The organism is Saccharolobus shibatae B12 (genome assembly GCF_019175345.1).
Taxonomy (GTDB): Archaea; Thermoproteota; Thermoprotei_A; order Sulfolobales; family Sulfolobaceae; genus Saccharolobus; species Saccharolobus shibatae.
The window spans coordinates 2,101,783-2,126,212 of sequence record NZ_CP077717.1 but is presented as its reverse complement, the minus strand read 5'-3'; the positions used below and the strand labels follow the sequence as shown (position 1 = coordinate 2,126,212).

The 24,430-nt window shown below is 34.8% G+C and carries 28 protein-coding genes and 1 pseudogene; 17 read left to right on the top strand and 12 right to left on the bottom strand.

Going from position 1 to position 24,430, the window contains the following annotated elements; translation table 11 throughout:
* Positions 1–6: 6 nt before the first annotated feature.
* Together J5U23_RS11115 and J5U23_RS11110 are read right to left on the bottom strand one after the other, a co-directional pair.
* Positions 7–1,260 carry an APC family permease gene (locus tag J5U23_RS11115; protein ID WP_218266196.1) on the bottom strand — a complete coding sequence of 418 codons (1,254 nt, stop codon included), beginning with the start codon at positions 1,258–1,260 and terminating at the stop codon, positions 7–9.
* A gap of 36 nt (positions 1,261–1,296) precedes the next feature.
* Complete coding sequence (locus J5U23_RS11110) at positions 1,297–2,226, bottom strand: sodium:calcium antiporter (protein ID WP_218266195.1); 930 nt, start codon at positions 2,224–2,226, stop codon at positions 1,297–1,299.
* A 141-nt stretch (positions 2,227–2,367) separates the two neighbouring features.
* Between J5U23_RS11110 and J5U23_RS11105 the strand changes: the two genes are divergently transcribed.
* Positions 2,368–4,173 (top strand): hypothetical protein, encoded by a 1,806-nt coding sequence (locus tag J5U23_RS11105; protein WP_218266194.1) that lies wholly within the window; start codon positions 2,368–2,370, stop codon positions 4,171–4,173.
* Here the strand turns inward: J5U23_RS11105 and hjc are convergent.
* Positions 4,162–4,569 (bottom strand): Holliday junction resolvase Hjc, encoded by a 408-nt coding sequence (hjc, locus tag J5U23_RS11100; RefSeq protein WP_218258278.1) that lies wholly within the window; start codon positions 4,567–4,569, stop codon positions 4,162–4,164. The two genes, J5U23_RS11105 and hjc, sit on opposite strands and share 12 nt — an antisense overlap.
* Positions 4,570–4,641: 72 nt before the next feature.
* Between hjc and J5U23_RS11095 the strand changes: the two genes are divergently transcribed.
* Entirely contained in the window at positions 4,642–5,712 is a 1,071-nt protein-coding gene (locus J5U23_RS11095) for an aminotransferase class I/II-fold pyridoxal phosphate-dependent enzyme (protein WP_218266193.1), read from the top strand.
* A gap of 147 nt (positions 5,713–5,859) precedes the next feature.
* Here the strand turns inward: J5U23_RS11095 and J5U23_RS11090 are convergent, their stop codons facing one another.
* A complete protein-coding gene (locus tag J5U23_RS11090) occupies positions 5,860–6,393 on the bottom strand; it encodes a class I SAM-dependent methyltransferase (protein ID WP_218266192.1) in 534 nt (177 codons plus the stop codon).
* Positions 6,394–6,475: 82 nt separating this feature from the next.
* Positions 6,476–7,852 carry an MFS transporter gene (locus J5U23_RS11085; RefSeq protein WP_218266191.1) on the bottom strand — a complete coding sequence of 459 codons (1,377 nt, stop codon included), beginning with the start codon at positions 7,850–7,852 and terminating at the stop codon, positions 6,476–6,478.
* A gap of 196 nt (positions 7,853–8,048) precedes the next feature.
* On the opposite strand from J5U23_RS11085, the gene J5U23_RS11080 reads away from it, so the two are divergent.
* From J5U23_RS11080 to J5U23_RS11060, 5 genes are all read left to right on the top strand, one after another.
* The gene (locus J5U23_RS11080) at positions 8,049–9,188 is read left to right on the top strand and encodes an MFS transporter (protein ID WP_218266190.1); all 1,140 of its coding nucleotides are present in this window, start codon (positions 8,049–8,051) and stop codon (positions 9,186–9,188) included.
* A 270-nt stretch (positions 9,189–9,458) separates the two neighbouring features.
* Positions 9,459–9,950, top strand: a complete 492-nt coding sequence (locus tag J5U23_RS11075; protein WP_218258274.1) for a nucleotidyltransferase domain-containing protein — start codon at positions 9,459–9,461, stop codon at positions 9,948–9,950.
* 5 nt (positions 9,951–9,955) lie between these two features.
* Positions 9,956–10,375: a HEPN domain-containing protein gene (locus J5U23_RS11070; RefSeq protein ID WP_218258273.1), complete on the top strand. Its 420-nt coding sequence runs from the start codon at positions 9,956–9,958 to the stop codon at positions 10,373–10,375.
* 336 nt (positions 10,376–10,711) lie between these two features.
* Positions 10,712–11,101, top strand: a complete 390-nt coding sequence (locus tag J5U23_RS11065; protein ID WP_218260763.1) for a HEPN domain-containing protein — start codon at positions 10,712–10,714, stop codon at positions 11,099–11,101.
* A complete protein-coding gene (locus tag J5U23_RS11060) occupies positions 11,077–11,436 on the top strand; it encodes a nucleotidyltransferase domain-containing protein (RefSeq protein ID WP_218266189.1) in 360 nt (119 codons plus the stop codon). Before J5U23_RS11065 ends, J5U23_RS11060 begins: the two co-directional genes overlap by 25 nt.
* Before the next feature lie 457 nt (positions 11,437–11,893).
* Here the strand turns inward: J5U23_RS11060 and J5U23_RS11055 are convergent, their stop codons facing one another.
* From J5U23_RS11055 to J5U23_RS11045, 3 genes are all read right to left on the bottom strand, one after another.
* Positions 11,894–12,286 (bottom strand): GNAT family N-acetyltransferase, encoded by a 393-nt coding sequence (locus J5U23_RS11055; protein ID WP_218266188.1) that lies wholly within the window; start codon positions 12,284–12,286, stop codon positions 11,894–11,896.
* Between the two features lie 27 nt (positions 12,287–12,313).
* Positions 12,314–12,481 (bottom strand): hypothetical protein, encoded by a 168-nt coding sequence (locus tag J5U23_RS11050; protein ID WP_218266187.1) that lies wholly within the window; start codon positions 12,479–12,481, stop codon positions 12,314–12,316.
* A 122-nt stretch (positions 12,482–12,603) separates the two neighbouring features.
* The gene (locus J5U23_RS11045; protein WP_218266186.1) at positions 12,604–13,410 is read right to left on the bottom strand and encodes a DUF973 family protein; all 807 of its coding nucleotides are present in this window, start codon (positions 13,408–13,410) and stop codon (positions 12,604–12,606) included.
* A gap of 551 nt (positions 13,411–13,961) precedes the next feature.
* Between J5U23_RS11045 and J5U23_RS11040 the strand changes: the two genes are divergently transcribed.
* A complete protein-coding gene (locus tag J5U23_RS11040; RefSeq protein WP_218266185.1) occupies positions 13,962–14,366 on the top strand; it encodes a HEPN domain-containing protein in 405 nt (134 codons plus the stop codon).
* Complete coding sequence (locus tag J5U23_RS11035; RefSeq protein WP_244988790.1) at positions 14,351–14,680, top strand: nucleotidyltransferase domain-containing protein; 330 nt, start codon at positions 14,351–14,353, stop codon at positions 14,678–14,680. Before J5U23_RS11040 ends, J5U23_RS11035 begins: the two co-directional genes overlap by 16 nt.
* 541 nt (positions 14,681–15,221) lie before the next feature.
* Here the strand turns inward: J5U23_RS11035 and J5U23_RS11030 are convergent.
* The 3 genes from J5U23_RS11030 to J5U23_RS11020 all read right to left on the bottom strand — a co-directional run bounded on the left by J5U23_RS11030 (position 15,222) and on the right by J5U23_RS11020 (position 17,820).
* Complete coding sequence (locus tag J5U23_RS11030; RefSeq protein ID WP_218258269.1) at positions 15,222–15,770, bottom strand: nucleotidyltransferase family protein; 549 nt, start codon at positions 15,768–15,770, stop codon at positions 15,222–15,224.
* On the bottom strand, positions 15,731–16,018 hold the full coding sequence (locus tag J5U23_RS11025) for a hypothetical protein (protein WP_218266184.1): 288 nt from the start codon (positions 16,016–16,018) through the stop codon (positions 15,731–15,733). The genes J5U23_RS11030 and J5U23_RS11025 overlap by 40 nt, the downstream gene beginning before the upstream one ends.
* An 827-nt stretch (positions 16,019–16,845) precedes the next feature.
* Complete coding sequence (locus tag J5U23_RS11020) at positions 16,846–17,820, bottom strand: glycosyltransferase family 2 protein (RefSeq protein WP_218266183.1); 975 nt, start codon at positions 17,818–17,820, stop codon at positions 16,846–16,848.
* Between the two features lie 550 nt (positions 17,821–18,370).
* Between J5U23_RS11020 and J5U23_RS11015 the strand changes: the two genes are divergently transcribed.
* The 8 genes and pseudogenes from J5U23_RS11015 (at position 18,371) to J5U23_RS10985 (ending at position 24,023) form a co-directional block, all read left to right on the top strand.
* The gene (locus J5U23_RS11015; protein ID WP_218258264.1) at positions 18,371–18,757 is read left to right on the top strand and encodes a HEPN domain-containing protein; all 387 of its coding nucleotides are present in this window, start codon (positions 18,371–18,373) and stop codon (positions 18,755–18,757) included.
* Entirely contained in the window at positions 18,733–19,080 is a 348-nt protein-coding gene (locus tag J5U23_RS11010; RefSeq protein ID WP_218266182.1) for a nucleotidyltransferase domain-containing protein, read from the top strand. Before J5U23_RS11015 ends, J5U23_RS11010 begins: the two co-directional genes overlap by 25 nt.
* A gap of 332 nt (positions 19,081–19,412) precedes the next feature.
* Positions 19,413–20,495: an AAA family ATPase gene (locus J5U23_RS11005; RefSeq protein ID WP_218260759.1), complete on the top strand. Its 1,083-nt coding sequence runs from the start codon at positions 19,413–19,415 to the stop codon at positions 20,493–20,495.
* A 191-nt stretch (positions 20,496–20,686) separates the two neighbouring features.
* Positions 20,687–20,863: a DUF4322 domain-containing protein gene (locus J5U23_RS11000; RefSeq protein ID WP_218266181.1), complete on the top strand. Its 177-nt coding sequence runs from the start codon at positions 20,687–20,689 to the stop codon at positions 20,861–20,863.
* 526 nt (positions 20,864–21,389) lie between these two features.
* Positions 21,390–21,764 carry a HEPN domain-containing protein gene (locus J5U23_RS10995; RefSeq protein ID WP_218266180.1) on the top strand — a complete coding sequence of 125 codons (375 nt, stop codon included), beginning with the start codon at positions 21,390–21,392 and terminating at the stop codon, positions 21,762–21,764.
* Complete coding sequence (locus tag J5U23_RS10990; RefSeq protein WP_218266179.1) at positions 21,742–22,074, top strand: nucleotidyltransferase domain-containing protein; 333 nt, start codon at positions 21,742–21,744, stop codon at positions 22,072–22,074. Before J5U23_RS10995 ends, J5U23_RS10990 begins: the two co-directional genes overlap by 23 nt.
* A gap of 404 nt (positions 22,075–22,478) precedes the next feature.
* Positions 22,479–22,751 (top strand): annotated as a pseudogene (locus J5U23_RS15915) (IS5/IS1182 family transposase); the annotation flags it as partial.
* A gap of 348 nt (positions 22,752–23,099) precedes the next feature.
* Positions 23,100–24,023, top strand: a complete 924-nt coding sequence (locus J5U23_RS10985) for an alpha/beta hydrolase (protein WP_218266178.1) — start codon at positions 23,100–23,102, stop codon at positions 24,021–24,023.
* Between the two features lie 7 nt (positions 24,024–24,030).
* On the opposite strand, the gene J5U23_RS10980 is transcribed toward J5U23_RS10985, so the two are convergent.
* On the bottom strand, positions 24,031–24,429 hold the full coding sequence (locus tag J5U23_RS10980) for a PaaI family thioesterase (protein WP_218266177.1): 399 nt from the start codon (positions 24,427–24,429) through the stop codon (positions 24,031–24,033).
* Between the last annotated feature and the right edge of the window lies 1 nt (position 24,430).

Here is a 24,430-nt window from a genome sequence, read left to right as displayed (position 1 = left end):
TTGAAGCTAATCTTCATCATTTTTTCCATTACTTCCAGCTATTTCTAATACTTCTGCATAGATAAATCCAGCAATTATCCAAGCGAAAAATATGTAGTTAATTATGGGAGTGTTTTCCTGCATCGAATACACTAATATTATTAATGATAATATCGTGGAGGTTGTTGCAAGCGTTATTTCCATTTTCCTCTTCCTTATTTTCTTTAACGCTATCCTAAACAGCGAAAGATTGGCTGAAAGCGATATAATTAAATAACTTAATACCGTAAGTCCTCCTAATACTAGAAAGGTTGTATATAATCCAACGAAGTGAATTAAGAAAAACAAAGCAACAGTGTAGATAATGAGCGATATGGCCTCAGCGTTAAATGGTCTATTATACTTAAGCGATGAAATAATTGATGGCATAAAATTCCTTAATGACATTGCATGAAGGATCCTAGACATTGCTATGATATAAGCTATTCCACCTAATATCCCTCCATTTAAGGCTGAGAAGATCAAATAGGGGAAAACAAATCCAACCTTATTCAATAGAATCTCTATCAGATCCGTTCCGTACAGTGCGCTAGCGTAAAACAGCAAGGCTGATAATAACCCACCTAAAAGTATCACTACAACTGTTATTATCCCCACAATTTTCTTCGCATTCTTTATATCCTCGCTCATTGGGTTCAAATTCCCGTAACCTATGGGCATTCCTATGGAGTAGAGTATAACTAGAAAGGGATTGGCTGGAATTGTAAAGTTAAAACTTGGTTTCGTTTCTAACAAGAGCACAACTGAGCTGATAACTATTGCAACGATTTCAGCAATACTTATGAACTCAGCGTATTTAACGGAAACGTCTAAACCCCTTATAACCAAAAATGCCGAAAACAATAGGACTAAAAACGCTATCAAGTCAGCATTTATCTTCAGATAACTCGTTATAATGTAAATTGAACCTGCCAGTAATGTACCGCCATAAGTAAAAGCGTAAAGTAAAAATAACCATCCAGTTACTAACCCTAGCCTTTCGGTAAGCGAATAGAATGCATAGGTGAAGTATCCTCCGTGCTGTGAATACCTTAAAGAGAGCCTATATATGACTAAACCGTTCATTAACACTAGGATTGTCCCAATAATAGTTGCTATGGTTAAGAATGATCCACCAAGTTGTAAACCTATGGTACCAAATGTGATTATGGAGGTAAATGGTGCTTGACCTCCAAAGGATAGTGAAAACGCTTCAAAAACTGAAAGTTTTCTACTACTCACACAGTCAGTTTAATGTTAACCCTTTAAAAATTCGCTCTAGAGATAGAAGGAGAATATTACTATAACTACGTAAACCCCAATCAAAATTGTAGATTCAATAATCTTAAGCCTCTTGTCGAACAGTACGTATAAGGCTATTATATTTGCAGCTAAAGCTGAAATGTATTCTGGTAAGGCTGACTGTAATTCGTAATCCGTAAACAAGCCTATAATTCCTAAAAGTATAGTAGCGTTCTCTATCTTACTCCCCACAAAACTTAGAATTGAAAGGGATCCCCCATCTTTTGACATTTGAACTAACCTAAATGCAGATATTTTCTCTTCAAGCTCCCCCGCTATTGGAGCTATTATTAGCGAGAGCCATATTGCAGGAACGTTAAGCATTGTTGCTATCTCACTTATATACTCCACGAAGTAATGAGAGAATACTACTAGTAGAACACCTCCAGCCATAATGAACATAATGGGCTTTGCTAAACTTCCCCCTTTTGTCCTCCCTCCCTCTCCTCTGAATTTAACAACCCTGTACACAACGTAAATTATGTAGATTAAGATAAGTAATAGACCAGAAATGATATCCAATTTACCGTAAATCAAAATAAGTAACATTGCAATAGTAGTTAGTATTAGAAAAATATTTTCAACACTATATTCACTAGAAATTTGAAGAGGAGTCTTCCATTTTAATGCGTAAAGCACCCCAACCAATCCAATACCTAGTGTAAATAACAACACGTTACCCCCAATGGCTGAACCCAATGCTATATCAAAACTCCCTTCTAAAGACGCTATGATAACGAATATGGTTTCTGGTAATGCTGTTAGGAATCCTAGTATTATACCACCAGTTATACCTTGGCCTAGGAAATCCTCTAATTCGTCAGCGCCCTTAGCTAAAAGCTCTGCAGATATGAAAATAGCTATGAAAATTCCAACGAATTCCAACCAAAATAACAGCATTTTCATAATTAATAGAGTAATTATCTTATAAGCTTAATCGAAGGAAGCTTAAAATACCATCATGTGAAACGTCCTAAACTAAGTTGATTAACGTAGATATTACTAAAAGATTTTTTAAGGATTCCTCTGTGGATAATACTCAGTGATATGAAAATGAGGGCAAAGTACCTACTTCCCCTAATAACATTAATCCCATTAGTTGCTTTAATAACAAGTGCAGCCTATTCCTCGGGTGGCATAACTTTTTACAGTCCAAGCTACAACGGTGAGACATATTATGTAGGACAATCAATAACAATTGACGCAGTACTCCCACAACAGTTCGCAACAGATGGAGCGACCATAAACTTCTTCTTCCCTAATTCCTCATTGGCAGCGACAATACCAGTTCAAATTAATGGGAGTGGCGGAATTTACGTACTTAACGCCTATACTTTCCCTAATGTTCAAGGAACTTGGCAAATTACAATAGAAGTTGCTGGTGGTGCAGCAGTTGGTTCAATTAACGTTAACGTTATCCAAAAAACTCCACTAGTTACAGTACACTTAGGTTACAGCGTTGTTGGTCAAGCAATACCACAAACACCAAGTATAACCTTAACTTTCCCCAATGGCACAACAACTACAGTTCCTCTTCAAGGTACCATCTCTGTTCCTTCTGGTACATCATATCAAGTTCAGTCAGCAATTACTGAAGGTAATGTTAGATGGGCAACCAATTACGTAAGCACTGGAACCATAACTCCTGCGACCACATCCATAACACCTACTTACTATCAACAGTATTCAGTTACCTTTAACTACACAGTCCAAGGCGGTACCGGTTACACTCCACCCACAGTTTACTATCACAGCCTTGGAACAAACGAAACAGTACAAGCGCCAGCAACAGTTTGGGTAGATGCTAATTCGGCCTATACTTATTCACCACAACTTCAATCCAGTGTTCAAGGAGAAAGATGGATAACAATGAACTACACTGGAATCGTAAAAGCACCTGGCGAAATTAATGCGTATTATATTAACCAATATCTAATTGTGTTACAATCACAAGTTCCAGTTTACGCAATAGTAAATGGCGTTAACGAGACCTTAAACTCCACCAACTGGTTCACTCAAGGCACTACAATTAAACTAGAAAACATAACCCAATATGTAAGCAGTACAGAAAGATACGTAATAGCCAATTTCTCGCCTTCAGCGTTAGTAACAGTAAATCAACCAACTACGATAAAAGTGACTACAATAACCCAATATCTCATTAACGTCAACTCTCCAGTTCAACTAAGCGCATTTATAAATGGCGTAAACGAAACTCTCGTATCTGGTTGGTACAATCAAGGCACTACGATCAAAATAGAGAACATCACTTACTATATGGGTAATGGAGAGAGACTAATCCTAGGTAAAGTTTTTCCAGCTCCTCAATTAACTGTTAATTCCTCTTACACAATAACCGCAACGACAATAACCCAATACTTCGTTAATGTCTCCTCCCCAATACCAGTACAAGTACTAATCAACGGTTCTAAGACCACACTCAACTCCTCATGGATAAACTCTGGGACAACAATACAAGTGCTAAACTACACTTACAACGTTAGCCCACAAGAGAGGATTATAATAGTTGGCGTATCACCCTCACAATCATTTGCAGTGAAATCTCCCGTTAACCTAAAGCTCCTCACAGTTACACAATACCTAGTGACAATTAACGGTGTATCTAAATTCTACAACTCGGGATCGAAGATAGTCCTCAACGCAAGCGTGCCATTCTATGAATCTGCCACATTTAAAGGTACTTACAACGTATCTCCGGGTGCAACAATTACAGTAAATCAACCAATAACTGAAACCCTAGTAGTATCACCAAACTACCTAGTTTTAGGAGGAATCGCAGCTGTCATAATAATAGTAATAGCCGTAGTGGTAATAATCCTCTTAAGGCGTTAATATTTTTTCCTCAACTTTCTTTTCCAATATTTTAAAAAGGTTTTCCATGGGAATCGTATTATCAATTGTGACTACTATATCCTCAGCCTTTTCTGGAACAAGAACCCTCCACTCATGAATTTGTTTAAACTTCACAGCTATTACCGGTATACCATTCATGGTAAACATTGAGAGGAAATCGAACAACTTCTTCACCTGATGTTCCTTAACCTTTACCTTACTTTCCCAAGTACTCTTACATTCGATTGACAACAAATTATTTCCCTTGGTTGCGAAAATGTCCGGTAATGGATTTGGAGAAGAGTTGGAAGTTGGAATCCTAACAGCGTTAAATCCCTCTCCCCTCAAAATAGACACCAACTCCCTCTCAGCGTTCTTACCAATATCCCTATTCATCAGATTTACATAGATTTCCAAGAGTTAAAAAACATGGAACCTTTTAATACGCAAAAACAACACAATATCACAATGTATCCCGAATTTTGCCTAGAAAGATGGCAATCCTTAAGGGATTGGAGAGCCAAATACGTCCTTTCAGAGAGCGGAGTAGAGCCATTAGATCTAAGTGAGATTAAAATACCTAACGTTAAGCTGGAATATGGTCATACCAAGGGATTAATAAAAGTTAGACAGCTAATAGCATCTCTCTATCCCGGGAAGAAAGAGGATGACGTTATAATAACAGCTGGAGGTGCGGAAGCCAACTACCTAACTATCCTTTCCACCATAAATCCAAATGACGAAGTAATTGTGGAAATGCCAAACTACATGCAAATCCCCGGATTATTAAGGGGAATAAACGCAAAGGTAAAGTACATTTGGCTTAAGGATGATTTTAGGTTAGACCTAAACGAGCTCAACGAAATGGTTAGCAAAAACACTAAGGCAATAGTCATAACAAATCCAAACAACCCTACTGGTATGGCACTTTCAGAAAGTGAAATTAAGGGAATAGTTGAGATAGCTGAGGATAATCACGTTACCGTAATAGCTGATGAGGTTTATAGGGGTCTAGAGCATGACGGCAAAATGAGACCTAGTTTTGTCGACCTATACGATAATGCCATAAGTACTAACAGCATGTCGAAAGTTTACGGACTACCGGGAATAAGAATAGGATGGGTTGTGGCAAGTAAAGAGTTAGTTGATAGGATGTGGAGCGTTAGAGATTATACGTCAATTTCCCCTTCAATTATAGGGCAAGAGATTGCCTATAACGTACTCTTAGAGAGGGAGAAATTCATGGATAGGGCAAGGAGAATTGCGTTAAATAATATGAGGTTAATGGAAAGGTTAATTAGTGACCTTGACGTAAAGTGGGTTAAGCCTAATGCCACAGTCCTAGCATATCTTAAATTGAACGTTAAGAACACTTACGATTTCAGTGAGAGACTATTTGAGAAGTATGGCGTGTTGGTGAATCCTGGGGAGTGCTTCGAGATGCCCGGTTATGTCAGGATAGGTTTAGGAAGTACAAACACGGAGTTTTTAAGTGAAGCATTATCATTATTCGTAAGGTATTTAAGAGAATATAAATAAAAAGGAGTGGTTTTTAATTATTGTTAAGTAATACGTCAATTGATAATACTCGAGAGACTCTCTTAATTTGGTATAGCCCAAAGTTCCTAAGAAGCTCTAGTATTTTTATTTCTACAAACCTAGTATACTAGTAAGTGTACTAGTATATCAACTAGTCTTTCTCTTCAGCACTAATCCAAAGTGATAGGGTGTTGGTGTGAATCTCTTTTCCACTGTAAAATCGCTAAACCATTTCATGTAATCTTTCTCATCCATTCTAACACTTAATGGTGGACCGAAACCAGTGTTCTCTTTCCTCCAATCTATAATGATAACCCTACCATCACTCTTTAGGATTCTCTTAACCTCACTTACAACGTATTGCTTATCGTCCATATCGTGGAATGAATTGGCGAAGAAAACGAAGTCAACTGTACTATGTGGGATCTCCTTAGGGCTCGTAAGGGTTATCGCACTGTTGAACTTCTTTTTAACCTCCTCAAGCGCAATAACGTTTATGTCTATGCAGTATAGTTTTGTAGCGTACTCAAGTAAGTATCTAGCGTAGAACCCATTTCCACAGCCATAATCTACTATAACACCTTTCTTTCCCTCAAATACCTCTGGTAAATATTCCTCTGGTCTCTCGAAGGTTCGTCTAAAGTCTTCAGGAGGGTAATAATGCCCATGATGGTGGTTCATATTTATTATACCTATATATTTTAATTATAAAAGTCTAATCGTAACGTAAGGACCAAAAACCATTAGGGTAAAAAGGTTTAACTTAAGCTTTTACGAACTCTATTTCTCTTGAAGCTTCTTCTAGAGATTTGCCTTTAGTCTCTGGGATGGATAGGAATGTTAATAATGCAGCTATTCCAGAAGCGAATGCAACGAATACTACTGCAAAGGATAGTCCATACTGAACGTAAAGTGAGGGGAATACGAAGGAAGCAAAGGTTGCTCCTAATCTACCTCCGACTACTGTAATTCCTTGCGCTATGCTTCTTATCTTAGTAGGAGCTAACTCAACTCCTAGTACTCCAGATGCAGATACTGAACCTGGCCCAGATTGTGACGAAAATTGTTCAAGTCCATACAAGATGATGGCAATTAAGGGGATATAGTTTGGTGATTTTATATAAAATGCGAAGGAAGTTAAGGCTAAAGTCATTCCTATGAAGCCAATTATTTGTAATGGTTTTCTACCAACCCTATCTATAAGTAAAAGTGCTATTAGCCCACCGGGAATGATGAAAAATGCCTCGTTTACTAGTTGATAAGTAGCGGGATCTAAACCCAACTTACTCGCTATTAAGCTTGGACCAAATAAGATTCCAGCGTATGCTGGAATATCGTACAAGAACCATAGTATAGCAGCAATTAATATCGGCCTCCAATTTGTTTTGAAGTAATCTAACGCTTTAACGTTATCCTTAACGTTTGCCATAATGCTAACTTCAGTTTTAGTTACTTCTTTAATCACCTTCTTAACACCATCTATATCACCCTTTATCCTTCCTAAATACCTAGTAGTTTCTGGTATCTTTCTCCTAAGGTATATTACTGCTGCAGCCGGGATAGCTCCAGTAGCTAGTATAATTCTCCATATAAGATCTAAAGGTATTCCCATTGCTTGTAGAATAAGATATAATCCAGCAGCTGTGGATGCACCAAAACCCCAGAACAGCCCAAAACCTAAGGCTAACTTCTTACCCCTATCTATAGCATTACTGTGTTCAGCCATTATTAATGGGGAGAGAACGTAATCTGCACCAATTCCTAACCCTAAAATGAATCTCACTAATACTAATTGCATAGGATTTTGTACGAATGCTTGTAATAAGGCTCCAATTGTCATTAATGCTACGTCAACCCCATAAAATGTCTTCCTACCCATGTTTGCTAGGAAGCCAAAAATTATCGCACCTATTGCAGAACCAATCAGCGCTGCACCGGTTAATAGAGATGAAACTATTGCGAAATCTGGACTACTTTTAGTTATTCCAAAGGACGTTAATAATGCCCCTAATACTATACCAATTGATGACAAGTCATATCCATCGGTGAAAACTCCCATGCCCGTCGTTATCATTGACTTTGCGTGGAACCAACTGAACTTTGCCTCATCTAACGGTTTGAATACATCCCTTATGTCCATGTGTGAAAGTTCTTATGAGAAATATTAAGAATATCGTATAGTATCTATAAATTGATGTGTTTTATATATAATCTATATAGTTTCGTTACTTTTCCTTCTCTTTATCGTGTTAGTCAACTTTTTAAAGAGTAAAATTAAGTAGACTATATAGAAGTATAGAGTAAGACTTTTTTACTTAGTTCTATTATTTGGGTTGATGGAAACGAGGATTTTACCGTATTGGTTTCTCATCTTCACCATAGGCTTTGGATGGTTTTCATTAGCACCCCTAGTACCGGTCTTGGAAAACTACTTTGGTGTTCCCTTAAGTTCAATCCTTTTTATCATATCTGCTTATGGATACAGCATGGCAATTCTGGGTTTGTTGGCGGGTTTCTTATCGGCTAAATTCACTACCAGAAGCGTTTTATTGATTTCATCTATCCTATCGTTTATAGGACTTTTAGGTAGGGCATTATCTAATGACTTTTCTACCTTCTTCCTCTTTGCCATAATAGCGTCACTAGCTTATCCCTTAGCAATTGCACCAGTTGGAAGTATTGCAAAATCCATATTCAAAGGAAGGGCTAACACTGTTGTCGGGATAAGTGTTGGAATTCTATTTATCGGAATGGCACTAGGCTCGTTTTTTAGTCCATCAATACTTTCCTTTATAGGCTTAAGAGGAACTTTATTGCTTACGGCAATTTTAGCTTTAATCGCAATGGTTTTAATTATCCCATTATTGAGGAGCTATCCCAGTCATTACGAAAGATCTCTTAAAGGCAGTTTCAATCCAGGGATGATTAAGAATTGGTATGTCGGATTAGCTGTTGCCTCTATTTCAGTAATGTTTGGTAGTATTTCCTCAGTAATTTTGCAAATTCACGGTGTAGTTACTTTGCTAGCAGTCAGTATGGGAGGTTTCTTAACAGGTCTTAGTTTTCTAGGCTCTGGGCTCGGTGCTATAATATTGCCATCTTTATTAGAAAATAGGTTAAGGTTAGGTTTAATATTGACTGGTTTATTAACGTTTTTCTCAGCAATTACTGCTGTAATATCCATTTCCTTTACTGTTAATTTTCCATTAATAGCATTAGGTTACTTCCTATTTGGTTTCTTTGGGAATGCCTATTGGTCAATGGCTATGGCTTCGACAACTCTATACGTTAATGACCCAGCAAAGGCTGGTTTCGCTACTTCCATGTATAGCGTGATAACAAATGTTGGAGTCTCAGTAATTCCAGTGACAATTGGAGTCTTATTTAACGATAATTCGACTATTGCTGAGGGAGTGATAATAGTGGTTATAATCGAGTTCATAGCTGCTTTGTTATCGTTTTTCCTGAAAAGCTAGAGGAAAAATATATCCGCATTTTTGAAAACATAGAGTTTTAATGAGGTAAGAGGGCTAAAGCTCCTTTTTATGACGGTAGGCCCAAATATTTTTATAAAAATAATTCTAACTATCTAATATTAAATTTGTAGGAAATAATAAGAATTTAGTAAATTAGAAAAATTAAAGTGAAAAAACCGTATTACCACATGTGAGTCCAACAGTGATAACTTCAAGTTTTCCTCACCAAATAAGATAAGGTTTTTATTATTATTAACAAATACTCAACCTGTGAAAGAGCCTTATAAGAGTTTATTGGAAAAGCTCATTAAATTACTGTTAGAAGAATTTGGGGATAGGCTGATTTCTGTGGTGGTCTACGGAAGTGTAGCTCGAGGAGATAATAGAAAGGACAGTGATGTTGACTTGTTAATAGTCATAAGTAGATTACCTAAAACCTTAACTGAGAGGATAATGCTATTCGAAAAAGTTGAAAATAAAATCGAAGATTATATAGAAAAACTTATGAATGAAGGATATTATATTAGTTTTTCCCCTATTATAAAGACACCGGAAGAGGCCATAAGATTTTCTCCTATTTACATGGATATGACGGAAGATGCGATAATCCTTTATGATAGGGATAACTTCTTTAGAAAGGTACTTGAAGAGACTAGAGAAAGGTTACTGAAATTAGGTTTCGAGAGAGTGTGGATATCCAAAAAGACATGGTATTGGAGGAAGAAAGATTACAAATTCGGGGAGGTGATTGACTTTGGGTGATACTTATGAATAATAATGACCTTGCTAAATCTTACGTTAGACAAGCCGAAGAAAGGATAAAACACTCTAAAGAAGCATTGAATGAAGGTAATTATCCTTATGTAGTGAGACAATGCCAAGAGGCTGTAGAACTACTCCTTAAAGCTTCCTTAAGATATGTGGGTATAGAACCACCTAAACTTCATGACGTTGGATATCTCCTTAGGAAAGAAAAGGATAGATTTCCACAATGGTTCCAGGACAAAATAGATGAATTTGCATACTATTCCAGAGTTTTAAGGAGTGAAAGAGAATCAGCGATGTATGGAGATGAGGAAACTGGAGCTACACCAGAAGAATTATACTCAAAATTTGATGCTGAAAATGCTATTAAGATGTGCGAGAGTGTTCATGTATCTGTGAAAAAGCTAATCAAAATAGACTAAAAACAATATTTGGGTCATAAACGTTTATCTGATTTGCATCACGGATTAACTCATTGCAGTTAAAGAATAGCGTTTACCCTAAATTTACGTTTAATTTATGGTGTTCAATCTTTCTGCACTTCATAAAAATCTATGATAAGTCTCTACAAGAGCTTGTTTAAACATGCCACCGAATATCCGTTATAGAGAATTTAACTTCTTTTGAGGTATAAGGTATGGATATTTCATTTAAATCGTTATATACAAAAGCTCACAATTTTCTCATGAGATGCTTCCCCTTTAAACTCCTTTTTTAGAATAGTTATGATTAAAAGGCCTAGATGCTAATCTAAATAGATGAGAGAAGAAGCAGAAAAATGGTTCAGACAAGCCTTAGAAGATTTAGCAACTGCTAAAGATACTATTACAACTGGTCATTATTATGCCTCAGCCTTTTGGGCCGAACAAGCTGCTGAGAAAGCTCTAAAAGCACTCTTAATAGAGGGAGGAAAGATCGAGAGGACTCATGACTTAAATGCGTTGTTAGAGAGAATAAAGGAAGAGATAGGATTATCCGTAGAGGAGATAAGGAGTGAAGTAAACAAACTTACTTTACATTATACTATCTCTAGATATCCTGATGCTGCAAATACTATACCATACTCGTTATATAGTAAGGAAGATGCTGAGGAGTTAGTGAAAAAAGCAGAAAAGGTGATAGAATGGGTAAAGCGAAATCTGCATTAAAAAGTCAAGTTGAATTGGTAAAAGTTGCAATAGAATTTATTAATGATATAAGTAATGAAATTAGAATTGAAGATATATACGTAGTGGGTTCTAGGGCCAGAGGAGATTACTTAGAGACAAGTGACATAGATTTAGTCATAATATCGCGAGACTTTGAAGGCTTAAGGTATATTGATAGACTTGAAAAACTTGGAAAGTACATGAGGGCACGCGTAGAATTCTTCGCTTTTACTCCCGAGGAATGGAATGAGTCTGCATCTCTTTTCGTTAAACAAATGAAAAAAGAAGCTAAGAGGCTAAAGGACTTAGCAAAAGAGATCGGGCTATCTTTTTAACTTAATGGGAATTAGAGGCAAAAGTTGCTTCCGTGAGGAGACATGTAACACCATTTAGCAGTTATTCTAATTTTCCTCGGTAATACAAAATTCCCGGTACTACCGATAAAGTTTTTAGTTTAGTGTTTAGTTAATTAAAAATATGAGGAAAAACTCCTCAGATTAGTTGAGATGTGTTTAGTTAATGCACTAGGTTTGCTGAAAATCTTTAAGCTACGTTAAAGTAGAACAACTGCTAACCATTATATACTTTATAGAATTCTTCAGTTTCCTTAGATATTAAGTTGTTACTCTTATAAATTCAAAATCAAGCGTTAGATTAAAAGTAAGTTTAACGTTAGCTTTGATAAAAATTAAAGCAATCCACAAAGTACTATTTACTTGTTTAAGCCTTTTAGATGATTATCCTCTTATTCCAAGAGTAGAGTCCTAAAACCTCTCGTTGTGAGAGGAGTTTTTATGATACTTTTATATTAAATTTTTCCAGATATTTTTCACATTTCTCCTTTGCCACTTTCCTTTCACCAGAATAAAATATCAAGTTAACGAATATTTTTTCTCTAACTGAATACATGAAATTGTCTATTTTACAGAGTCTTTCAAAACCTAAATTCTCTAATAGTTTCTGAGATTTAATATTCCTCTCATCTACCCATGCAGTGAGAATTTTCACATCTGTAACTTTCAGCAAGTAATCGAATAGAGTATATATAAGTCCCTTTCCCCTATAATGTTTGTCTACCGCATATGCTATCTTACCTACATGAAATTGTCTTTCTAACCCAAAATATCTTCCTTTAGTTAATTGAATACTTCCAATAACCTTATCGTTGTTATAGGCTAAAATCATTAGTACTTGTCTCCCCCAACTTTTAGATCATTCAATTATTCGATTTTCATTAATATCACTATATCTCGTCAAAGTATAGTTATCCTCATCTTTAGATAACGAGATGATAAAATCTAAGTAGTCATTAATATTTTTCTCTGTTGCATTAACCAATAAAACCTGATCACCACTAATTTCAACTCGCACGCTAATCATAACACATATAATTTTCAAGAAGTACATATAAGTTCTTGTCTCTTTAAGAAGCATAAAGTTAGGTGTCACTGCAGCATATAGAATCATGTAATTTATAAGCATTCTGAAGTATTATATCCAAATTACAACTCATAAACTAAGGAGGCTAATAATTTTTCATTATTAGCAAGTAATATCTCTAAATTATAAATATTTCCCGGAACAAACATTACTCCAGATAGAGCAAATTTTATATATATTTTGTTCTCTCCCGCTACAACTGTTTTGGGACTAATTTGTAATGTCTGAAAATTGTGGCCCATAATCTGAGCTGAGATTATTTCAGAGGACTCTTTAGAATAAATGACTACATTTGCATCTCCGTTGCTTTTCAAAATTCCGTAACCTATACTCTTATCGCTAGGAACTATTAGTAACTTTTCTTCCCTAGGGGCTTGAGATGCTTTTCTCATAACTTCATCAGAAGCAAAGTAGGAAATTAAGTAACCTATGAAAGAGGCTATAGATATCATTATCAGAATTCCTGCAATTTTCTCTGTATTTACTTGAAATCTCTGTCCTATCTTATATATAGTATACCCTATCATTACGTCACCTATAAATACTAGGGAACCTCCTATGTAAATTAAAATTGGTAAGATAGCACCGAATAGCAGTGCTATTATTCCGATAATAAATATGTTAACTCCAGTTATGCCTATGCGTGCATTTATTGTCTTCGATAACTGAAAAAATCCCATCCTCATTCTTGAAAATCCTATCAGTAATATCCCGTATGTGACTAACTCAAGTATTAAGACGAAAAAGCTACTAACTAGTGATTTTTCGCTCAATATAATTACTTCTGTTACTAAAGCTATAATTGTCGCTAAAAAATAATATAGCGACCCCGTTTTGATGTTTTTCAAAGCTTGAATACTCGATTCCATAATTACAGTTTAATTTTAGGGTAAAAAGAGTGACTCATGGGAAAGTTGATAGTATATTCAATAAATTATGAGTTAAAGGAGATATAACATGTTCCCTGGACTAAGAACCTTGATTAATATAAATTTTGGCTAAAATAATGAATCTATTTTGTTAAAATATAATTCGATCTCAGCGAGTATTGGATTCTTAACAAAGAAAGATTTCTAATACTTTTTATAGTCAATTTCTTAGTAAGTGCGAAGAGATCTATACGAAATATAGCCAGTTAAATCCCTTAACTCACTCATTCCCCCCATTTAATAGCCCTTTTTAGTCCTTTGCAATTATTATGAAAAAGACTATATGATTTAAGAATCGAAATACCTTGCTAAATACTTTAATTTTCTCAGATACTATGCTATTAATTTTCTTAAATTCCAAATCAAATAGCTAAGAACAGACTTACCATTTATTTAGATAAAAATTGAAGCTAATCACAAAGCAAATCTAAAGTCAAGTTTTCTTCATTTATCACTTGAAAAGTTATAATTTGGCATAACGTTATATTAGTGTGCATGAACTACACGTATCGTTTTGTAGAAGGTCTCTAGAATATCTTCAAGCCGCGAAAGAAGCTTTTCAAAAAGGTTTCTATAATGCCAGTAGTCTCATGTCCCAAATATCCGCCGAACTAGCAATCAAGGCTACTATTGCTTTTTTAGGTTATTCCTTTCCAGAAACCCACGAGATAAGGAAACTTTTATCAGTATTATCTACAGTAGCTATGACGGAGGAAATTACAAATTTCGTTAGAGAAAAGAGGGGAGAACTAATTGTATTAGAAGATGCTAGTCAAAGGGGGCAATATTTCACTTATGGTTTAAATAAAGAGGATGCTGAAGTTTGTTTAAATACTGCTAAAGAGATAATTAATCTTGTAAAGAGGATATGGGGAGATAAGTGGTGTTCGGATTAGAGAGAATAAGATTTTTAGAGGAGAATTGGCGGAGAATAACACTATTAGTCCTTAATGCTTCCCGTAAATTTATTGATGTTAAAGAGGCTGTTGTTTACGGGTCAGTGATAAAAGGTAAGGCTATGGGGAGCAGTGATCTTGATATTGCGTTGATTGTTAGAAATTTAGATGTGAAGAGGTTAACCGATATTCTAGTGAAGATTCATCTTTCCTTACCGGAAGAGATTTCAGAAATCGTAGATTTAAACCTTATTGATGAGAAAGATGAGGAAGACTTTTTGAAATTTGTAGGAAAGTATGTTATACTAAATTGATAAATTCTTAATATAGCAGGTATGAGGCATACTTGAACTTTGACTTTTTTGCTCCCTCTCCACCTCACAGACATGAAGGGTCCTCTGTGAATAATTCATCGTTTCCATCATCGATTCGGAGTCACATTTTTACAAAATCGAGGGATTAAGGGAAAACTACTCATTCCGTGAGGGATGGATAGTCCCCTTATGCAAAGGCTTTTATAACACAAAAACGATAATAGATTTTTGTGTTAGGCTGTAGGAGCTGAGTCGGTACCCTCGGGACTGGGAACTTAAGCTTGTGGAGAGAAACCCTCCGTAACCTCTCTTCCACACGGGGCATTAGAGAACTGTTCCGTTCGATGGAACCTCCGTTAGGGATTGAGGTTTCTCCGAGGATCAGGAAATCTATACCGCGAGGTATAGATACTCCGTCCGTAAGAATGGGTAGTTTACTGATCTTAATCTTACCTATCCTTCTTCTTCCGTAAATTATTATTAACTGAGCTTTTATCCTCGGATATCGCCAGTAGTTTAAATTTCATATAAGTCCTACTAATTAGTTAGAGAGGAGAGTCAAACATAACGCCTTTACGCTATTTTCTTCGCATTTCCTCAAGAAATAATCTTCATTGAAGTCATGTCTTGCTAAAGAATAGATAATTATATCTTTAGCCTTAATCAAATCTTTAACTCCCCTATTTATAGACGCTACTACGTAAAGAGTTGCTAAATCCTCCGGAGATAATATTGGGACTTCGCCCGCTCCTTCTATTCTTACTATTCTTCTCCTCGATACTACCTCATCATCGAACTTATATTGAGGTGGTTTTACGAGGTCAATCCTTATACCTTTAATAATTATCTTATATTGCCAGTGTCCTACGTCATTAGGAAATATTTCGTAATGAGACGATATGTATTCTATGAATTCTGCCAATCTTTCGATATCATCCAAATTCGCTATAAAATCTATATCTAGAGTAGTTTCAGGATTGGCGTAAAAGTTCCTTGCAAATCTTCCTATTATAGCAAATTCTGGATAAAACCTTCTTATCTCTTTAATTGCTATTCTAAACGCATTCTTATATTTCCATTCAATTCCCAAAGCTCCACACCCAGACTTAAGGAGAGAATAACGTATTCTATCTTGGTTAAGTTAATCCTCTTGTCAAAATAGTACTCTAAATAATCGGTAATTTCTTGCTTAGTTATTCTATATTCCTTAGCTATTCTAAACAATTCTTCCAATTTTTTAAAATCCTCTTTTCTCCCAAGATAAAATCTCCTAGGTTTCTTTGCTTGTTTATCCCAAAGTGTTATGTAAATGTAATTACCATTAACTTGTAACTTCATTAAGATATACTATGAAATAATAGTATATAAGCTAAATTCTGAATAGGTCTTTTATTTTACCTCAACTAATCACAGTATTTGAGTTTTTAATTAAATATGATGGTTTATCCTCAGTTTCTTCAAAAATTTTTAGTATATAATCCGAGTATTAGACAAAAGAGGTGCCTTCTTCTTTATAAACCGTTTTTACCCAATTGAATTCGTCATAATATTTAAAACATAATGAATTCACAATGAAAACTTGAATGATCCTAATCTTGTAAGCTATCTATTTTAGCTAGAGGAACACTTATAAATACTATATATTTATGTTTTAAGTAAACGATTTCGGGTCTACCGATCATGGGGATTTCTTGCTTTTTCGCTCTATCCTGCTTATAGTGACTCACAACAAGTAGATTACTTGTAGGAGAGTAATGGTTATTAAGCTATAAATAGTCGCATGAAGGAATTCTTTGTCTAGAGAGAGTGTCCAGAACGCAAATAATTCAATAAATATAATTCGATAGAAATATTATATTATAGTCTACTAGGAGTAAAAGTCAACTTTATCTTTCAATATAAGGAGCGATTAATAGTTTATTGTAATATAAAATAGATAATTATAGGAAAAATGGAATTTTAAACATATCCTATACTACCTTACGTGTTTTATGAGTATTACATCTTCACAATTCCCTATTAAGTATTACTAAAGTTTTCACTTAAAGTGAAAATTCAGAATTTCTTAGAAGTTACATTTTCTTTCGAATCTTATCTATAAACTTATACATAGATTTATTCAATTATTTAAAGTTGGAACAGTTTCTCAAGCAAGGAAGAGGGTTCTAAGGTGTGAATTCATGGCATTCGAGCTTATCTTTTAAGGATGAAGCAAGTTGAATAAGGTTAAATCCCTCCAAGGTCTTGATGTATCTTAGCCCATCATCGTTACATAGGAGTTTCTTTACTTCCCCAACTTTAATCGGTAACTTAGCATCAATGATCTTGTCCAAATTATAAACGCTGAAAAATCCCCACCAACCGCCAAATAAGAAGTACTTCTCATCCACACCAATTTCCTTGAGATTGATTAACTTATCCAATGCCGACAATATTACTCCAACTCCATTATTATAATCCTTATAATTTCTATAAATCCCCATAAGTTTAGCAAGTATATAGGAAGGAGAGTTCACTAAAATCTTGTATGCAATTGGGTGTTGAGAGTATACAATGTTTATATCATTCCAATTATATCCTAAACCTCTTATAACATCTAACTTATTTCTTAAGCGTCTAGTATAATAATTTAGACCCTTTGCGTATCTCCTTTCTCTGGCTAATTCATTATGCAACTCCTCATGCATAAGCGCAGGAATAAAATAGTCGAAACCAACTCTAGAAACTACCTCCCAATCCTCAGCTCTATTTAAATCCCTCCAACTGCCTTTCTCTAACATTATCTCCTTCTTGACAACAAAACCATTAATTAAGTTTACTAATGTTCTACTGTTCTCTGGAGCCCATTCTAGGATTTTATGAAAGCTCTCATTGTACTTCATATCCAGGTCGAAGTAGGTAGTCATACTATTCTCCGGACAATACTTCAAGGAATAATCTCTACCCTTCCCCCTAGTGGATCTTAATCTATATAACATCAAATTATAATCCTTTCTTAACTCTTGCAACCTCTCCCAAGTACCGTCAGTGGAAAAATTATCAGTAATAACAATAGTAGCATCACTTCTCCAAACACTCTTTATACTCTCCTCTAGCGTTAATGCATTATTGAAAACAGTTGCATAGATACAGTACTTCACGTCCTACTGTTTTAAGATTCCATAAAATAAGATTTTCCATTATCGATATTTTGTGGGATCGTTCAATATGTCTCAATATAATCATTTTTATAGTAGTTATTTACATAGAAAATAAATTATTATATAATATTTTATTAATCTAAGCCTTAACCTTAATCACCTTAACAAATAACGAAATTAGCCATTTCGCCTAAGAGTAACCCAAAAGCTTGAACTTAGCCTCAACTGCCTGATTATCATTGCCATAAAGTCTTCACCGTTTAGCTGTAGAGAAGCGAGACTCTTTTCTAAAGTAATATTTGATTAAAATAGTTGTAGCGTAGTCACTGAGATGCAAATTAATATAAGCTAACTAGTCTTCATAAAGTGAAGGTGTTAAAATTGATACTCTTAATATACGTTTGGAATATAGGAAGAGAGTTTACAGCTTAATGGCGACACTATGAAGATGGTCACGAATTATTTTGTGTAATTCAGTAGTGGCTAACAATGCCTCAAAAATTAAAAGCTATACATTAGGTTTATAAAAGTTCTTAACTGAAAAGTTATTGTGGACTATAAGGATTGGTTAGTACAAGCAATTGAGGATTTGGACGTTGCTCGAATATTGATAGAAGGTGGGAAATACTTTGCATCTGCATTTTACTCTCAGCAAGCAGTTGAAAAAGCTCTAAAGGCTTTTATACTCTTCATAGGAAAAGATCCTGGGAAAACCCATTCATTAACGGAACTTCTTTCAATAATAGAAAACGAAGGATTTGAAATTCCACAGAAGATTAAAGAAGATATAATGGTAATTTCTCCACACTTTATTATATCAAGATATCCAGATGCAGCAAACGGGATCCCAGCTAAGCAATACAATAAAACAATATCCATAGACATATATAATAGGAGCAAGGAGGTGATAGAATGGTTAAAGGAAAGTCTGCGATAGAAAGCCAGAAAAAGATGTTACAATTAGCAATACAGATAGTAGAGGAGGTAGCTAAAGAATATCCATCATTAGCGAAAGTTTACGTATTTGGAAGCAGAGCAAGAGGAGATTACTTAGACACGAGTGATATCGATTTAGTTTTCGTAATGAGAGGGATAAAAAATATAAATGTCATAGAGAGAATGTATTTAGTATCAAAATTTGTTAAAAAAGGTAAAGTAGACTATATTGTTATAGATGAGGAGGAAAAACCGCCCAAAGACTCTAAACTCTTATGGAGTAGAGAGAAAGGATTTGTGAATATTGAAGGGTTCTTAATTTAAAGAGAAAAAGAGTACACTCCACTACGATCACTGACTCCTTATATAAGCATATTAGTCAGGTCTGAATAATATAGGCTTGACCGAGACGTTCAGTAATAAAATCTTTCGTTCAAATTCCAAGCATAGTACTAGCAAAGATTGTCACGTGAGTCCTTTCAATTCACGTGATTAGGAGAGGGTTTTCCAATCACCTGGGCTCATAAGGCTTATTATTATACCAAACACTCCATCTATCCTTGGGCAACTTCCTAGCTAAAGCAGTTATTAGGTAGAATGTGTACTGAATGCAGTAAATAATTTAAACTACGGTACCGATATAATATCGGTACCGTATGGTCAAATTCATATTCGGTAGAGAGTTAACTGAAGAAGATGAATTCTTTGATAGAGAGGATTACGTTAACGTTTTACTTAGCTATATAAATAGAAGACAGCCCGTAGCAATATTAGCTCCCAGAAGAATGGGCAAATCTTCACTCCTAAATTATATTAAAATTAAATTAGGTAATGAATATATAGTAGCAAAGATAAGTTTGGAAGGAATAACATCAATAGAAGAATTTGCTGATGAGCTCACTAGCAAGCTAGTGTTGGAGGCATTATCTAAGTCGCTTAAAATGAGAACTAAAAATACGATATCATCTCTAGTGGCGTCATTAAATCAGTTCCTTGGCTCAATCAAAAGCTTAAGCATTAGAATGCAGAATTTAGAGTTATATATTGATCGTTATTCTCTATTTAAAGAGAATAAATTAAAACCCAGTGAAATCTTAGATGATGTGTTACTTTTACCTCAAAGAATCGCTGAAGATACTGGGAAGAACGTAGTAATCATGATAGATGAGTTTCAAAAGATTAGAGTTCTTAAACAACCATATCCAAAGATCTTAGAGTTAACTAGGAAAAGATTACAAGAAAGTAAAAACGTTGAAATAATAGTTTCTGGATCGGAAACAGGTATAATAGAGGAAATGATAACTGAGGCTAAAGAACCATTTTACAACTATTTCAAAATAGAGAGACTTAAACCATTTGACAAAGAAACGTCAATAAGGTTCTTAAATGAAGGGCTTAAAGGAAAATGTAAAGAATATTACGAAAAAGTCTATGAATTAACCGAAGGTATCCCCGCGTGGTTGAATTTAGCCGGATTGATATTTGAGAGGGAATGTAACATTGAGGCCATTCTTGAAGATCCTAATGTAGAGATAGAATTGAAAAAAGATCTAGATGGGCTTACAAAGAACGAAATTAAGGTATTGAAAGGCCTGGCAAAAGGTAATAAATTAAGCGAAATCAAAGTATCAAATATATATAGAGTAATAAAAATACTAAAAAATCGAGGACTTGTAGATAAAATAAATGATGAATACAAGATAATAGACCCTATTTTGTCTTTTTATTTAAAAAAATAATATGTATAAAACTATACAAAGCCTTATGTATTAAAATCTCATTATCTAAAGTATAAGAGAGTGCTTTGTTGATATTTTGAGCTTAATATCCCTTCTATAAACTATGAGTCTTGAATAATTATTTAAAAATTATCTAATATTTTTCCAGCACTTTATGAATGTTTTGTGTTTACTTTTTATAGTTAAAGAGTATGAACGTAATAGGAAGAGGAAGTCGCAAAACGTTAATCTCATTATCCTTGTGGAACGACTTAATAGAGAATACGTCAAAGACTTATAATATATCACTGCAAACAATGATACTTGGAAGATTAAGGTATATAAGTTATAGAAAAACTACTGAACAAAGTAAGAAAAACATTACTTGAAGAATTAAAGGGAGAGAAGGAAATAAACATATCAATAGATTGGACCATAATACAGTCTTTTTCATAATAGGCACCACATACTACGCCTCTTATATAAAACATATTAGTCAGATCTGCGTAATACAGATCTGACTGGGTGTAGGCCGTGAAAGCCCTTGGGCTCAAAGCTCGATGAGGAGCTTGGCCTCCTCCAACTCGGACCGGAAGTTGGGCTTGAAGCCCGAATAAAACATAAGGGTGAGTAAATTTGGAGGACCCAGTCGCGGGAATAGGTATAAGATAAATTAGTAGTGTATTATAATAAGCCCTTTGACGCTAGTGAGTAAAAGCAAGTTTCATCACTTGCTAAGTAGCGTGGACTATGCTCGATTTTCAAGGAAAAGTTTTTATACCGGAAGCTGACAGACCTGGGTTTGCAACCGTAGGAGTTGCAACATACTCTATCACGTAAGGTTTACTAAAGATCTTGGCAATAATTTAATAATTGTTGTAAAGAGTTTTTTATCTTCTAGTTCAACACATTATTATGGCTGAATACTTGAAGAGGAATGCTTTAGACTTTTTTGCTGAGTCTGAGAATGATATCAAAAACGGAAAGTATAATTTAGCTATGTTTCATCTTGAACAAGCATTGCAATTGGCCCTTAAGTATATTTTATTTCAATTTAAGGGTAGTTTTGAAAAGACTCATGACGTTATAAGACTATTGGATGAAGTTATAGAATTGGCTAAAAATGAGAATTTAAGGAAGATTAGAAACGACGAAGCGAGCACGCTAGAGGTAATTAGAGAATCCTATATAATCTCTAGATACTTTCCTTATTCTGTAGATAAACTCGTAGTTGAAAAAGCATATAATGTAACTAAAGTGATTTTAAATGAGCTTAGACTGGTGGAGTAAGAGGAAGGAGATTTTAGCCCACGCAAGAGAGTACGTTAAGAAAATAAAGAAGATATGTGTAGAGGAGATTGATAAAAATTGTAGAGTAATTCTCTTTGGATCCATTGCTAGAGGTAATTACAGAGTAGATAGCGATATTGACGTACTAATAATTACTGAACTTGCAAACGATATATGGAAGAGGGCTGAAATTGCTGTAAAAATCCACAAAAGGCTGGGCTTTAGTGATCCTTTAGAGCTTCACATAGTTACTCTCAAAATTTATGAAGAGTGGTATAAAAGATTTATAGACGTTTATGAGGAATTTTGATTACAAAAACGGGTTGCGAGATTCACTATGTCTCTAAAACCTCGTAATCCTTGTACATAAATGTTTGTTTTAGAAGTAATTTTTAGGTCATTCTAATAATTTCACATTTAGTCCTCGAATAAGATGACTGCATTGGAACACCCCTATACACCTTAATTACCATACTATATTTACACTTTTTCTTTTGAAGTCTAGCATGAAAAGTAATTTATATCCTATGTGTTAAACGTTATCTTGTAGGAAATGTTGTTATCATGAGTCCTCATAGCAATTTCGATTCCCTTACCTTAAATCTTTTTTCTAAATTCATTTAACTCTTGATATCATTATAAACTCCATCATTCTCTATAAATCCAATATTGTTTAGTTAGAGTTATTTTTATAAAACAATTTTGGGTCTGTTGAGAAATAATGCTTCTACCGATCGTGGTCATCCTTCTAGGCGTAAGGCTGTACGGGAGTCGAAGAAGCTGGATTATAATCGTGGGAGGTAGGATATGGAGCCAGGTAATGTATTGAATCCTTGTTCTAAGTCGTAAAGCGTACTTTTGGGTAATCGATTAAGGCTACTAGCTTTGTAGGTCAAATAATTGAGGCTAAGCTTAAGTTTTGGACTTATCCAAGTGGTTTACTTAGCGAATTCTATAGTTAGTAGAGCTTCTGGTATTAGGGTGTGAGCTTGAAAAGAATGTTGAGATAAATATTAATTACTGAAAAATTCTACTTATATATGTTATTCATATGAAATAAATTAAATACGACCACAAAATAGTTCTTTACTTAAAATTTATAATCTATAACGTAGTATATTTTAAAAAAATACATGCGAGAAATGAGGATATCACCGTTTGAAAGTTCACGTATATTAATAGTATTTTATACGTTGATTGTCTATAATATATACACGTCTAATTACATTTCTTAGAGTCAAATCAGTTATCATTAAAAATTCTTCACATATATCGACGTTTAAAAAAGATAATTTATAACAAATATTTATAAGCATATCATTCTTAAATATATTTATGAGAAATGGTGGAGAATATAACTTCAAGAGATTAAATGCGGAATTCTACTCTGAAGGTGTTAAATTAAAGGGTTGGCTTTATCTCCCCGAGGGATCTGAAAAGTTCCCAGCAATAGTCATGGCTCATGGTTTCTCTGCAGTTAAAGAAATGTACCTTGATAACTTTGCTGAAGTTTTAGCTAAAGCAGGTTTCGTAGTTCTAGTTTATGATAACAGGAATTTTGGAGAAAGTGAAGGAGAGCCAAGACAAGAAATAGATCCTTGGCAACAAGTCAAGGATTATAGATATGCTATATCCTACATTAGATTAAGATCGGAAATAGATCCAGAAAGGATAGGAATATGGGGAACAAGTTATAGTGGAGGGCATGTAATAGTAGTAGGCTCTTTAGATAGTAGAGTTAAGGCTGTAGTTGCACAAGTTCCTTTAGTTAGCGGTTCTGAAAATTTAAGGAGGCTTGTTAGATCCGACATGATGCCCCAATTAAGGGCTATGTTCGCGGAGGATTATGAGAGGAGGATTAAGGGTGAGAAACCCTTAACCATTCCGGTTGTTTGTAAAAGTCCACCTGAGATGTGTGCTTTACCTACTGCAGATTCATATGAGTGGTTTATTGAAACGGGAAAGAAAAAGGCTCCTAATTGGAAAAATGAGGTAACCTTAAGGAGCGTAGAATATTTGTCCATGTATGAACCAGTAAACTTTATTAAAGGTGTTAGTCCAAAACCCATAATGTTAGTAGTAGCTCAAAATGACGTTTTAACGCCTATGGATTTAGCTTTAGAAGCTTATGAGAGAGCTTTACCACCTAAGGAGTTAGAGATGCTTTCTGGAGGACATTTCGATGCATATGTTAAGGAGTTTGAGAGGTCTAGTAAAATAGCTACGAATTTCTTCCTACAACATCTCGGTAAAAGGTAAAACATGCTTAACCCACTTTCATGAAAGTTCCTAAAGCCTTAATACAGAGATTCCCCTTATCATTATAAATTTCGCCTTCTACAAATATGGTTCTCTTACCCTTCTTTAAGATCTTTCCTATTACTCTAAATTCTTTTCCCTTTAGAGGTTCTAGGAAGCAGAACTTTAGCTCTAACGTTAAAACCTGGGTATCTGAAACCAATCTCGCTACTGACCAGCAAACTGTATCTAAGACGTACATGGAAATCCCTCCGTGAACCATATCTCCAGGAATACTTATTAATTCTTTAAACGGAAATTTAACTACAACGCGATCCTCTTCTATCTCCTCAACTTTCAGCTCTAAAAGTTTAGACATGGGATGGGATTCTATATAAGTTATGAGATCTTGCTGTGTTACGCTCATT